This is a genomic window from Streptomyces sp. NPDC048636 (assembly GCF_040650655.1).
Taxonomy (GTDB): domain Bacteria; phylum Actinomycetota; class Actinomycetes; order Streptomycetales; family Streptomycetaceae; genus Streptomyces.
Map to the genome: position 1 here is coordinate 399,885 of NZ_JBEZHR010000004.1, position 13,045 is coordinate 412,929.

Below are 13,045 nucleotides of genomic sequence, written 5' to 3' on the forward strand. Positions count from 1 at the left end.
GGGCTCTACCTCACAGTGCGCCGAAGAGCAGATGGCTGGCGGTGTCGGCCGGGTCCTCATTGCGGTAGTAGTGCATGGCGGCGGTCATCAGCTGGTCCTTCGTCAGCTCCCCGCCCCGCGCGGTCAGCCGGTCGTAGGCCGCCTCGGCCTCGGCCGCGGGAACCCCGATGGCGACGAGAACGACGACGAAGTCGTCCTTGCCGACCAGACCGTTGTCATCGCGGTCGGCGAGGTGGAAACCGGCCTGGTAGAGCGGGCCGATCAGGGTGTCGAAATTGTCGCTCACCTGGCGCAGGGCCTGACGGAACTCGGTCTTGTCGATCCGGCCGTCGCCGTCGGCGTCGGCGGTGTCACGCAGTGCCCGCCAGTAGTTCGTCATCTCGTCGGCGTACTTCTGCCCCTTCGCCGTACGCTCCTCGTTGAAGGCGGCGAGAACGCGCCCGGCCATCACGTCGAAGTCGTCCGCGGCGATCACACCGTCGCCATTCGCGTCCAGCAACGAGAAGAGCTTTTCGTACTTCTGATCCAGCAGTGCACCCATGTAGCCCTCCAGTGCTCTCAGTTCGCCCGAAGCGGATTGAGAATATCGGCGGGCGATCGGATGAATCCACCCGTCATGGAGCCTCATTCGAGTGAAAAGCGGGTGCCCCGCGTGACGCCGTGGAGAGAGGGATCGCCACGCTCACCGGCGAGGGACTTGACGGGACGGCCCCCGCGGAGGTCGCGGGGGCCGTCGGTCGTCGGGCAGCCGCAGGGGAGTCGGCTGCCCGGGTCCCTGTGTGGTGCGGGTGTTTTCGTCGCTTACCAGTCGAGCGCGTCGGCGTTGACACTCTGCCAGTAGGTGACCTGTGCGCTGCTGTCGATGTACACCGAGCCGCCGGGCAGCGAGACGGTGGTGGCGGCGTCCGAGCCCTGGAGGCTCACACCCAGCTTTGCGACCTTGGTGCCCTCGCTGCCGGAGCCGTCGGCGCTGGAGGTGAGGATGCCCGCGTAGCCGGACTTGCCGGGCGCGAGGGTGACGACGGCCTGCGGCTTGGTGGCCTCGGCGGCCGGGGTGGCCGCCTGCGCCTCATCGAACCGCAGGAGGGGGTAGCCCGGCAGGTTGCAGGTGGTACCGGAGTTGTTGGTGGCCTTGAGCAGCAGGTGGTTGACCGGCCGGGAGACCTTGCTGACGCTCATCGACACCTTGCCTGGATCACAGGTCTTGGCCTTGGCACCGGAGTCGCCCGAGCCACCCTTGGAGTCGGAGCCCTGAGCGGCGGCCGAACTCTCGGCGGAGCCGGAGCGCTTGACACCGTCCGCGTCGTCGTTGTTGCAGGCCGTGAGGGTGATGGCGGCGGCCATCAGGGTCAGGCTGGCGACGGCGGTGCGGATGGTGCGGGCGTTGGTGGTGGTGATCGACATCGGTCGTTCCCCCTGTGGGTTGTGGTCGTCCTGCGGTACGTCTCAAGACTGTCCGGCCCCGCTGGCGTACGACTGCCGTACCGCTGCCGAACCGCTAACGCCTCACTAACGCGCCCCGCCGACAGCCGCTCAGGGTGTCAGTGCGGCGCACGCCCCGCGCCCTCGGGCCGCGGGATTCCCCGCCGCCGGAGGGCCCGAACCAAGCAACACGCAACCTCCGCACGTCTCGCGCCCTCTTCCATGCCGGCCATGACCGTACGCACCGGCGTGCCCGGTCCGGGCCGCACACCGACGGACCGACGCCACGAGGACACACCGCCGTGACACCCGAGGAACACTTCGCCCGCATCGCCGTTCGCAGGGAATCGGCCCACCGTGCCTCGGCGAAACCGGATACGCGCCCTCGCCGGCCGGCCCACGGCCCGCCGAGGAGTCGGCTCACTTACGGGGCGGTGCTGGTCGGCCACCTCGCGCCGCCGGCCGGATGACGCTCCCCGGCGCCCGGACCGCCCGGGCGCCCGCCGGAATCGCCGGAACCGCCGGAACCGCAGGAACCGCAGGACCCTTCCGAGCCGTCGCCTGTCCTCGGACACACGGCCTCGATGCACACGATCGACTGGGGGCAGACGTGCCGGAACTTGTACTGCATGCCAATGGACGCGCCTGGACCCTGGACGCGTCCCGGAGCTACACCATCGGGCGCGACCAGCAGGCCGACATCTCCAGCCTCGACCGCCGGGTCTCCCGGCGGCATGTCACGATCCACTGCGACGGCGGGACATGGTTCATCGAGGACCTCGGCAGCGCGAATGGCACGTTCACGGAGGGACGCCGGATCCAGCGGATCGAGCTCGCCCACGGTTCGATCGTCCGGCTGGGGGACGTCTCCAGCGGTATGCGGCTGGACTTCACCGGGGCCGCGGCGGATTCCGTCCCCTCCGGCCCGTCGGCCCCCTCGGCAGAACCGGCTCAGGCCCCGGCACCGGCCTCAGCCCCCTCCGCCGCCCGGCCACTTCGCGCGCCGAAGCCCGCCATGCCCACCACGCGGAGGCCGGAGCAGCAGGCCGCCCCCGGCGACGGTCTGTTCCGCCCCGTCCCCCACCGCCACGCCGCCGACCTCAGCAGCCCCGCCCTGCTCGGGGCTCCCGCGGGCGCGGCGGCCGCCAGGGACCCCCACCGGCCCGACGACGGCGACGCGGACGGGCCCCGTGGGGCCGCCGCGGCCCTCTCCTTCGACCGGGGCCCGTCGGGCGTTCACCGGCTCGAGCTGGGGCGGCCGCTGCGCATCGGCCGCGCGCCCGACAACGAGCTCGTGGTGGAGGGTCCGCATGTCTCCCGCCACCACGCGGAGTTCCAGCCCCTCCCCGGTGGCCGCTTCGAGATCGTCGACCTCGGCAGCCACAACGGCACCTATGTCAACGGGCAGCCCGTGGACCGCCGGCTCATCGGCCCGTACGACATCGTCGGTGTCGGCCACTCCACCTTCCGCCTCGCCGGGGACCGGCTGGAGGAGTTCGTCGACACCGGTGGAGTCTCCTTCGCCGCCCGGAACCTGACGGTGACCGTCGGGCGCGGCAAAACCATCCTGGACGACGTGTCCTTCGGTGTCCCGGAGAAGTCGCTGGTGGCGGTGGTCGGGCCCTCGGGTTCGGGGAAGTCCACCCTGCTGCGCGCCCTCACCGGCTACCGGCCCGCCGACCGCGGCCATGTCCTCTACGACCACCGCGATCTCTACACCCAGTTCGCCGAGTTGCGCCGCCGTATCGGCCTCGTCCCGCAGGACGACATCCTGCACAGAGAGCTGACCGTCGACACCGCGCTGAAGTACGCCGCCAGGCTCCGCTTCCCCGGTGACACCAAGGCCGCCGAGCGCCTCGCCCGTATCGACGAGGTGCTCCAGGAGCTGAAACTCGACGTCCACCGGCACAAGAAGGTCGTCTCGCTCTCCGGTGGTCAGCGCAAGCGGGTGTCCGTGGCCCTGGAACTGCTGACCAAGCCCTCCCTGATCATCCTGGACGAGCCCACCTCCGGGCTGGACCCGGGTATGGACCGCGACGTCATGCAGTTGCTGCGGACGCTCGCCGACGACGGCCGCACCATCCTGGTGGCCACCCACTCCGTCGCCGAACTGTCGGTCTGCGACCGGGTGTTGGTGATGGCTCCTGGCGGTTCCGTGGCCTACTTCGGGCGACCGGACGAGGCCCTGGACTTCTTCGGCCAGAGCAGCTGGGCCGATATCTTCTCCGCCTTCGAGAACCACCGCGACGATGACTGGGGCGGCCGCTGGCGGGCTTCCCGGCAGTACGAGCGGTGCCTCGCGGAGATCGACTCGGCCGTACCGCCGCAGGAGCCCGGCATCCCTCCGGTACACCCGCCCATACGGGCTTCGCAACCCAAACCGCAGCGCTGGACGGCCCAGTTGTGGACCCTGATCCGCCGCTATCTGTCGGTCATCGGCTCCGACAAGGGGTTCATGGCGCTGATGCTGCTCCTCCCGGCCGTACTGGGCGGGGTGAGCTGTCTGGTTCCGGCGACGTACGGACTCGTCCCGCCACCGCCCGACAGCGGTCTCCGCTACAACCAGGAGTCCGGAACCATTCTGCTGGTGCTCGTCCTCGGCATGTGTTTCTCCGGCGCGGCCAACTCCGTACGCGAGTTGATCAAGGAACGGGTGATTTACGAACGGGAGAGAGCCACGGGTCTGTCCCGGTCCGCGTATCTGATGTCGAAGGTGCTCGTCCTCGGTCTGATCACCGCGGCGCAGGGTGCCGTCATCTGCGCGATCGGCTTCTCCGTCCGCCAACTGCCCGCCCGCGGGCTGCTCATGCCCACGGCCGTCGAGGTCTGCGTGGTGATCAGTGCGCTGGGCTTCACCTCGATGATGTTCGGCCTGGTCATCTCCGCACTGGTGCGGACCCCCGAGAAGACCATGCCGCTGCTGGTGATGTTCGCCGTCGTCCAGGTCGTGTTCACCGGTGTCCTCTTCAAGCTCTTCGACTCACCGGGCATCGAACAACTCGCCTGGCTGATGCCCGCCCGCTGGGCGATCGCCGGCGCCGGGACCACGCTCGACCTCGCGCACACCATGCCGCCCTGGAAGCTCGACAAGCCGGACGATGTCGACCCGCTGTGGGCCCACACCGTCTCCCAGTGGGGTATCGACCTCGGTGTGCTTCTGGCCATCGGGCTGGTCTGCGGCTTCGCGGTGGCGCGTCTGCTGCGCCGGCATGAACCCGAGGTCATGCGCGACTAGGCGGTTGCGCTTCGCCACGCGGCCGGGGCCCTCCACAAGGGCCCCGGCCGAACCATGCCAACCCGCCATCACCGCTTGTCGCGGGTGTCTCAGCCCGGAGAACGGAGAGTGTCCGCACCGGACGGGACGGAGCCGGACGGGAGGGAGCCGGACGGGATGGGCCACACCGGGGCCAGCCCACTGAGCAGCGCCTTGTGGTGGAAGCGCACCAGCGCGGGTATCGCGTCGAGGACGGCGATCAGCCGCTCGCCGCCGTCGGTGGCCGCGCGGGCCTCCAGTTCCTCGAACACCATGACACCGTCGCGGATCGCCGAGCGCAGATCCTCGAGAAACGCCATGTCCTGCTTCCGTACCTCGGCGCAGACCGTTCGCAGCGCCGACCAGGTGGAGTCGTCCACCGCGGTGGGGTCGCCGTCGACGGACCGGTACGCGGTCCGGAACTCCTCCGCGAAGCGGGCCGCCGCCAGGGCGTCGGGCTCGGCCATGGTCCGGGTGAGCTCGCCGCCGAGGTCGCGGGTGAGGCCCTGTGGCGCGGCCAGAGCGGTGGTGAGCGCCCAGAGGGAGGGCAGTTCCTCCGTCAGCGCGGCCTGGAAGTAGCTGCCCAGGAAGCGCTGGTGGGCGTTGGAGGCGTACTGCGCCTTCAGCGCGTTGAGCCCTTCCGGATCGTCCCCGCGGGTCATCGCCCCGGTCATGAAACACCAGTCGTTGGCGAGGGCGTTGGACATCGCGGTGAGCAGGTGCAGCAGCCGCACCCAGCAGCGGTAGAGCTCGTCCAGCGAGATCTCGACGGGGTCATGGCCCGGGGGTACGGCGGTGCCGCGCCGGTCGCCGAGGTCCAGGCGCCGGACGGTGCCGATCCGGTACATCGCGAGCATCGCGTTGATCTCGCTGTTCTCGTGGTGCAGTACGGCCCGGTACTCGGTGGTGGCGTCCAGTCCGATGTTCTCGGTGAGGATGCGCGGGCCTCCGGGGTGCAGATGCAGGAACTCCGTCAGGTCGTAGACCTCGCCGTCGAGGATCATCCACTGCCCGGCCTCGGCGGTGGTGTGCCGCGCCACCTCCGAGACGTCGTACACCGGGCCGTCGGCCGTGTCCGGGGTCCATGAGCTGAACACGTCCTGGAGGTAGCGGCCTTCGGCCACCAGTCGGGGCAGTACGGTCTCGGGCCGCTCATCGGGGCCGGAGAAACGGGCGGCCACCTGCTGGAGGGCGGCCATGACACTCCCGGCGAACTCGGCGCGTCCGCAGACGTAGAAGTGGGCCCCCTGTCCACCGTCCTCCTCACCGCGCAGCAGATCCCACAGGGTCCGCTGGGCCTCCGGGTCGTCGGCGAGGACGTCGTGCAGACGTCCGGCGGGGGTGGTGACCGTGCGGGCGGGCCCACCGAATCCGGCGCGCACACCGCCATCCTCGGCGGAGAAGGCGATGTAGAGGGCGAGCTTGCCCTCCGCCACCGCCGAGTGGATCTCCGGCTCACCGTAGACATGGCGGTGGCTCCGGGCGCCCAGGAACAGCCAGTTCTGCCCGGCCGAGGGGTCGGTACGGCGGTGTGCCAGGAAGCCCAGGAAGGCGGAGACACCCACTCCGGCGGCGAACATCACGAGGGGCCGGGAGCTGTCCCGCGGCAGTCCGAACCGGCTGGGCCGGACCAGTTGGAGCGGGACCGCGTCGGACTCCGTCCCGGCCGAGGTGAGGAAGGCGGAGGCGGTGCCCAGCAGTTCGGCCGCCGGTCCGCGCGGGCTGTCGTCGTCGGCCCGGTGGCTCAGTCTGGCGACGGTCAGCCGGACCTCCTCGGAGAGCTCCCCGGCACCGTGTGCCGGGGCCGAGGAGACCGAGTACATACGGAAGTCCTCCGGCGGTACGAGCCGGGCCAGTGACCAGGCGTCCCGGCTGCCCGCGGTCAGCATCCGGTGGAGGGGATGGCCCTCCTCGTTCAGCAGGGCCAGCGCGTCGGACAGCTCCCACCGGGCCAGTCCACGGCTTCCGGCGACGGCTCGCAGACCGGCGGACCCGGTGGTCTTCAGCAGCGGGCCGACCAGATCGCCGGTCAGCGGACGGAGCTTGGCGTAGGACAGGAAGGTCCGCAGCGGCAGGGTGTCCGTGGACAAGGGGTGCCGGGCGCGGTAACGGATCGCCTCCCGCCAGGCGGCGGTCAGCGGTATCTCCTCCTCGCCGGTGGCGCCCAGCGCCCGCAGTGTGGCCTCGACCGTCTCCGGCCGGTTGGTGGGCAGTACCCCGCAACGGTCACCGGGGCGGTAGAGGGCGCCGGTCTCGGAGGCGTCCAGCACCACATGGGTGACCTCGCCCTCCTCGGCGGCCGGTGTCCGGGTGCGTATCCGCGCGTGCTGAACGTGCGGTGGCAGCTCCCGGTAGCGCTCCAGCCTGGTTTCCTCCAGGATCTCGTCGAGGGTCTTCCAGTGCTGCTCCTTGAAGCCGCCGACGATGCCCGTGATGGTCTTGGACCGGCCGACCTTGAAGGCCAGTTCCAGGAAGCCGTAGACCTTCATCCGGTGGGTGCCGAGATAGCCCTTCTTACCGGCGTAGGCGTCGAACAGCGTGGAGAACAGGTTCTGAAGCCGCCGGTCGCCGCTCGCGGCGACGTAGTCGCGCACCGAGACCTCCTCCACCGCCTCGATGAAGGCGATGTGGTGGGGCGGGAACCACTCCCGCAACTCCGCGACCTCCTTGCCGAGTCTGGACTCTTTGTGCTTCCGGCCGAGGAAGGCGTCCATCAGGTGGAAGACCGGGGACGCCTCGCCTCCCGGTCCCGCGGTCCCGGCCTTGATCGGCACCGCCAGCGGGGCGACGGTGTTCGCCCACACCACCTGGTCCACAAAGGTCGCCGAGAGCGGGTTGGGGTCGACCTTCCGGAACGAAAGCTCGGTGATGTCGCGCCAGGTCCGCAGCATCAGCGTCAGCTCGGCGGCGAGGGCGTCACGGTCGTCGCGGGCCACGGCCTCCTGGGCACGCACCACCGCCGTGACGATGGGCGCGGACCGGGCGAGGATCTCGACCTGCGCCAGGTAGAAGCGTCTCTCCTCGCGGTTGTCCACACTGGGTACGAGCAGCTCCATGTTCTCGACCTGGTGGGGATCGGGCAGATTCGCGTCACGCAGCGAGTGGTTGTACACGATGAGGTCGTTGTACGACATATGTGGCTCGCGGCGGCCCAGGCGTTCGCTGATCTGCGCCCAGGGCACGGTGATCGAGGGTGGCAACCCGTCGTCGGGCAGCGTCTCCACACGGACGAAGGCATGGGCGAAAACACTCATCGCCACCGACGCCCGCCAGACGAACGCGTCGGGGAGGTCTTCCGGTCCGGCGCCGAGCACCGGCATCTCGCACAGCGTCTGACGGAGCGTCACCGTACGCCAAAGTTCCGGCATCCGCGCGATCACCACGTCCCATGCCGTATGGCTCGCCGGGAAGGACCGCACGGTGGGGAGCTTGGGGATGAAACCGGACGAGGAGGAGAGGAAGCCTCTCAGTTCGTGACCGTGTGCCGCGTTGTACTCCTCGGCGGACTCCAGCACGCGCCGGCTCGGCACGGCGGGGGCACCGGTGGCGCGGAGGGACTCGGACGGGGTCTGGTGGGGACGGGGGTCGATCATCGCGCGACTACTCTCCGAAGCGGACCGGCGGGTGGTGCGGAACGAGGAACGCATCCCCGCACCGCGAAGCGGAGAAGGCGACCGAATCGCTGTCCGGGGTCTTCGGATGCCAAGGGAAGCCGTCGGATGCGTTGGGTGGCGTGCGGATGCCTTCAGGTGCCTTCCGGGGGGAAGAGTGGCGATCTGTCACATCGGTTGCCCGCGCGGCGGAAAGCCGGAAGGCGCGGACGGTCCGCGCAAGGGCCCCATCACCGCAGGGCAGGGGCCTGGTGGCGGGCGCGGGCGAGGTATGCCGGACCGTCGCACCGACGTCGCGTCAGGGTGGTGTGACCTGGGTGTGTGCGGTATTTCCGGGGTGGTTCGAGGGGGCTCGGGCATTCCCGGAACAAGATCGAAATGGTGCCGGGAGGATGCCCGCGAAAAGGCGGCGGAGCGGTTTCCGGAATCCACGTCTGCCGGTGTCCGGAGGTGCGTGAGTCGCGAGTCGAGGAGGCAGGACCGTCACGCGGAGTGATGCGCTCCGCGTGCTCGCCGCCGACGACGGTGTCCGGCCCGTGCCGTACCGGAGCGCCGCGCTGAGCACCGCGCCTGTGCGCCACGCCTACGCGCTCACCGAGACCGGCGACGGGGCCCGGGAGGACGGCTCGTCGATCCGTACGGAGGGCAGGCCCAGGGGCGGGCGGGCCCCAGGCGGCGGTGCCATCAGCGGGGCGGACAGCCGCTTCGGGCCGCGGTCGGAGCCGACGACGTCGGCCGCCATGGCCGGGTCCTTCATCCGGACCACGGCCTGGCACTGGCGGAAATTCCCTACCGTGAGGGCCGGAAAGGGCGGAGACTCGCCCCATGGCAGGCATGGGGTCGTTCCGGGACGCGGTCACCGCGTGGGCGGCAGGTGGCCCCGGCGACACGGCACGCGAGCTGGCCTCACGACTGTCCGTCCGGGCAGTCGTCCTGCTCGAAGGGCCGAGCGACGCCGCAGCGGTCGGCGCGCTGGCCGCGAGCCGCGGCCGGGACCTGGCGGCCGAGGGAGTCTGCGTCCTGCCGATGGGCGGTGCGATGAGCGTCGGACACTTCGCCCGCCTCCTCGGACCACCCGGCCTGAACCTCCGCCTCACGGGACTGTGCGACGAGGCGGAGCGCCGCTTCTACGCCCGCGGCTTGGACCGGGCCGGTGCGCGGCAGCAGGGGTTCTTCGTCTGCGCGGCGGATCTCGAGGACGAACTCATCCGCGCACTGGGCGTGACGCGGGTGGAGGAGCTCGTCCGGGCGGAGGGGGACCTGCGCGCCCTGCGGACGTTCCTGCGCCAGCCCGCACAGCGGGACCGCACCCCACAGCAGCAGTTGCGGCGCTTCCTGGGCACGAAGAAGGGCCGCAAGATCCAGTACGGCCGCGTCCTCGTCGAGGCGCTCGACCCCGCCCGCACCCCCGCCCCACTCGACGGCCTGCTCACCAGCCTCTGACCGCGTTCGGGAGTGCCGCGACTGCGGGACAACAAACGGACGACAAGCAGAGAACAAGCGGGCGACAAAAACAAAGGCAAGGAGGTCACCGCTCTCCTTGCCACTCTCAACGTATAGCGCATGGGGGGCCTTGCGGCAAGACCCCATTCGTGCAGCACAATCTCCGCCCGAAGCCAGAACCTGGGGAATTGAGAGATTCACGGCATACGTGTGCGTGGAATGGGCGTGTAGATGATTGACGTGATCGTGGTCGGTGCCGGACCGACCGGCTTGATGCTGGCCGGCGAGTTGCGGCTGCACGATGTGGATGTGCTCGTGCTGGAGAAGGAGGCGGAGCCGACCGCGTTTGTCCGTGCGCTCGGCCTGCACATGCGCAGCATCGAGGTGATGGCCCAGCGCGGCCTGCTGGAGCGGTTCCTCGCACACGGAAAGCAGTACGCGGCCGGTGGTTTCTTCGCCGGAATCGACAAGCCCTGGCCCGACCGGCTGGACACCGCGCATGCCTATGTCCTCGGCATCCCACAGCCCACCACCGATCGTCTGCTGGCCGAACACGCCACCGAGCTCGGCGCCGAGATCCGGCGCGGCCGCGAGCTGGTCGGGCTGGGCCAGGACGACCACGGAGTGACCGCCGAGCTGGCCGACGGCACACAGTTGCGCTCGCGCTACCTCGTCGGCTGCGACGGCGGCCGCAGCACGGTGCGCAAGCTGCTCGGCGTCGGCTTCCCGGGCGAGCCCACCAGGGTCGAAACGCTGCTCGGCGAGATGGAGGTGGCCGCGCCGCCGGAGACGGTGGCCGCCGTGGTGGCAGAGGTGCGCAAGACCCAGAAGCGGTTCGGCCTCGGGCCCTTCGGGGAGGGGGTGTACCGCGTCGTCGTACCCGCCGAGGGGGTGGCCGAGGACCGCTCGGTCCCGCCGACCCTCGAGGAGATCAAGCAACAGCTGCGGGCTTACGCGGGCACCGACTTCGGTGTGCACTCACCGCGCTGGCTCTCCCGCTTCGGCGACACCACCCGGCAGGCCGAGCGCTACCGCACCGGCCGCGTACTGCTCGCCGGCGACGCGGCGCACATCCACCCGCCGATGGGCGGGCAGGGCCTCAACCTCGGTATCCAGGACGCGTTCAACCTCGGCTGGAAACTGGCCGCCGAGATCAACGGCTGGGCACCGGAGGCGCTGCTGGACACCTATCACGCCGAACGGCACCCGGTGGCGGCCGATGTGCTGGACAACACCCGCGCGCAGATGATGCTGGTCTCCACCGAGCCGGGTCCCCTGGCGGTGCGCCGACTGATGTCGGAACTGATGGACTTCGAGGAGGTGAACCGACACCTGATCGAGCTGATCACCGCGATCGGGGTGCGCTACGACTTCGGCGAGGGACATCGACTGCTCGGCCGGCGGCTGCGGGACATCAAGCTGGAGCAGGGTCGCCTCTACGACCTGACGCACGGCGGCCGCGGACTGCTGCTCGACCGGACCGGCCGGCTCTCGGTGAAAGGCTGGACGGACCGGGTCGACCACATCGTCGACGTCAGCGACGAACTGGAGGTGCCCGCGGCGCTGCTACGGCCGGACGGCCATGTGGCGTGGGTCGGCGACGACCAGCGGGATCTGCTCAGCCAACTCCCCAAGTGGTTCGGCGCGCCACTCGACTGAACGCACCGCCCGGAACGGAGGATCCATCCGGCACCCCTGGTCAGGAGGCGGGCTGCTCGCGATAGAGCACGAGGTGTTCGTGAAAGAGCACACCGTCGCGGATATCGCCGGTCGCGGTGAAGCCGGTGTCGTCGACGTAGTCCAGGTGGGTGCCGGTGACGGTGTAGCGGCCGGTGTAGGCGCTGGCGCGGTCGCCGCGGGCCTCGTCGTAGCGGCCGTCCGCACGCAGCTCCTGGCGGATGTAGCCGTCCGCCGTCACCCACATTCCGACGACGTCGGCGGGGAGCGTGTGGGGTGCCCGGTCGGTCATGGCGGGAGGTCCTCTCGAAAGCGGTGGGGAAACTGCTTCGAGTCTGGGCCGCGCGCGGGAGGGCAACCAGGACGCTCCCCGCCTGGGTGTACCGCCCCCAGGGAGTCCGGGAGCGCCGACCGGATGATCAGGACCGAGGTGGCCGGTGGAGGGCTCGCTCTCCCCCGCCTCGACCCTCCGCGACGCACGGATCCGAACCGGCACCCGAGAAGCTTCGAAACGGAATACTCGGCTGGAGCACGCGGGAGCACCCGCGTGCCTCTCCTGCTTCTCGATGGCTCTCGCGGGCCCTGGCGGTGATCGGCGGCGTGATGGCGGAGCGGCGGAGACCGGTCCCGAAGGGGCTGGCCAGACGGGTGGCGTACGCACCCCGGCGACCCCTGCTGGTGCGGGCCGAGGCGCAGCGGCTGGACCGGGACCATCCGGCGGTCGGTTATGGGCCGCATGCGCATGACTTCTTCGAGATCGTCGTCTTCACCGCGCCCGGCGGCGTACATGTGGTCCAAGGCATCGCCGAGCCCGTGGGACGGGGGGATGTGTGGTTGCTGGCACCCGGTGTTCCCCACGACCTCGCGGGGATCGGCGAGGCGGAGGGGTGGGTGGTCGTGGCCGGGTTCGACGTGCTGGGGCTGCCGTCCGGCGTACGCGATATGGCGCCCTGGCCGATGAGTCCGCTGGTACGCGCCTTCCAGCAGACGGACACCGCGGGGCGTCCCCGCCCCTTGCACCTCGATGACACCGGGCTGCGGCGCTGGACCGGATGGCTGAGCGACATGGCTCGCGAATGCGCCGAACTCCGGCCGGGCTACGAGCAGGTGGTGGAGGCGCTGCTGCGGATCCTGCTGGTCGACGCCGGTCGGCTGCTGCCGCCGCCCCCGGCCGCGGCGGCGAGGACGGACGCTCTGGTGCAGCGGGCGCTGGAGCTGGTCGACGAGCGCTTCTCCGACCGGTTGTCGCTGGGCGATGTCGCCCGGGATCTGGCCGTCACTCCGGGGCATCTGACCGAGGTGGTGCGCAAGCAGACCGGCCGCCCGCTGGGCGAGTGGATTCTGCAACGCCGGATGGCCGAGGCCCGTCTGCTGCTGGCCGAGACGTCCCGGCCCGTCGGCACGGTCAGTACCGCGTGCGGCTTCCAGGACGTGGGTCACTTCTCGCGGCAGTTCCGCCGCCATCACGCCATGAGTCCCTCGGCCTGGCGCGCCTCGGCCTGGCGCGCCTCGGGGACCGGCGCGGCCCCACGGGGCCGCTGATTCCCCCTTCGGATGCCCTGACACGCGCCGGGCCACAGATCCGACAGGTCCCGCCGCAGATCATCACTACCGGCCCGGCCCCCATGGGCCGACGCTT

At 70.5% G+C, this 13,045-nt stretch carries 9 protein-coding genes; 4 read left to right on the forward strand and 5 right to left on the reverse strand.

Annotation, left to right across the window (positions count from 1 at the left end; all coding sequences use genetic code 11):
- Positions 1 to 10: 10 nt before the first annotated feature.
- Both AB0C66_RS14550 and AB0C66_RS14555 read right to left on the reverse strand, forming a co-directional pair.
- On the reverse strand, positions 11 to 541 hold the full coding sequence (locus AB0C66_RS14550; protein WP_362437155.1) for an EF-hand domain-containing protein: 531 nt from the start codon (positions 539 to 541) through the stop codon (positions 11 to 13).
- Between the two features lie 260 nt (positions 542 to 801).
- Positions 802 to 1,404: a DUF4232 domain-containing protein gene (locus AB0C66_RS14555; protein ID WP_362437157.1), complete on the reverse strand. Its 603-nt coding sequence runs from the start codon at positions 1,402 to 1,404 to the stop codon at positions 802 to 804.
- A gap of 628 nt (positions 1,405 to 2,032) precedes the next feature.
- Between AB0C66_RS14555 and AB0C66_RS14560 the strand changes: the two genes are divergently transcribed.
- Positions 2,033 to 4,657: an FHA domain-containing protein gene (locus AB0C66_RS14560; RefSeq protein ID WP_362437159.1), complete on the forward strand. Its 2,625-nt coding sequence runs from the start codon at positions 2,033 to 2,035 to the stop codon at positions 4,655 to 4,657.
- Between the two features lie 89 nt (positions 4,658 to 4,746).
- On the opposite strand, the gene AB0C66_RS14565 is transcribed toward AB0C66_RS14560, so the two are convergent.
- Together AB0C66_RS14565 and AB0C66_RS14570 are read right to left on the reverse strand one after the other, a co-directional pair.
- Positions 4,747 to 8,268 (reverse strand): cytochrome b5 domain-containing protein, encoded by a 3,522-nt coding sequence (locus AB0C66_RS14565; RefSeq protein WP_362437161.1) that lies wholly within the window; start codon positions 8,266 to 8,268, stop codon positions 4,747 to 4,749.
- A gap of 601 nt (positions 8,269 to 8,869) precedes the next feature.
- The gene (locus AB0C66_RS14570; protein WP_362437163.1) at positions 8,870 to 9,028 is read right to left on the reverse strand and encodes a hypothetical protein; all 159 of its coding nucleotides are present in this window, start codon (positions 9,026 to 9,028) and stop codon (positions 8,870 to 8,872) included.
- Between the two features lie 83 nt (positions 9,029 to 9,111).
- Between AB0C66_RS14570 and AB0C66_RS14575 the strand changes: the two genes are divergently transcribed.
- Positions 9,112 to 9,729, forward strand: a complete 618-nt coding sequence (locus tag AB0C66_RS14575; RefSeq protein ID WP_362437165.1) for a TOPRIM nucleotidyl transferase/hydrolase domain-containing protein — start codon at positions 9,112 to 9,114, stop codon at positions 9,727 to 9,729.
- Positions 9,730 to 9,960: 231 nt separating this feature from the next.
- Positions 9,961 to 11,388, forward strand: coding sequence for a rifampin monooxygenase (rox, locus tag AB0C66_RS14580; protein WP_362437167.1), 1,428 nt, complete (start codon positions 9,961 to 9,963; stop codon positions 11,386 to 11,388).
- Positions 11,389 to 11,428: 40 nt separating this feature from the next.
- Here the strand turns inward: rox and AB0C66_RS14585 are convergent, their stop codons facing one another.
- Positions 11,429 to 11,698 (reverse strand): Atu4866 domain-containing protein, encoded by a 270-nt coding sequence (locus tag AB0C66_RS14585; RefSeq protein WP_362437169.1) that lies wholly within the window; start codon positions 11,696 to 11,698, stop codon positions 11,429 to 11,431.
- A 356-nt stretch (positions 11,699 to 12,054) separates the two neighbouring features.
- Between AB0C66_RS14585 and AB0C66_RS14590 the strand changes: the two genes are divergently transcribed.
- Positions 12,055 to 12,948: an AraC family transcriptional regulator gene (locus tag AB0C66_RS14590; RefSeq protein ID WP_362437171.1), complete on the forward strand. Its 894-nt coding sequence runs from the start codon at positions 12,055 to 12,057 to the stop codon at positions 12,946 to 12,948.
- Positions 12,949 to 13,045 lie beyond the last annotated feature (97 nt).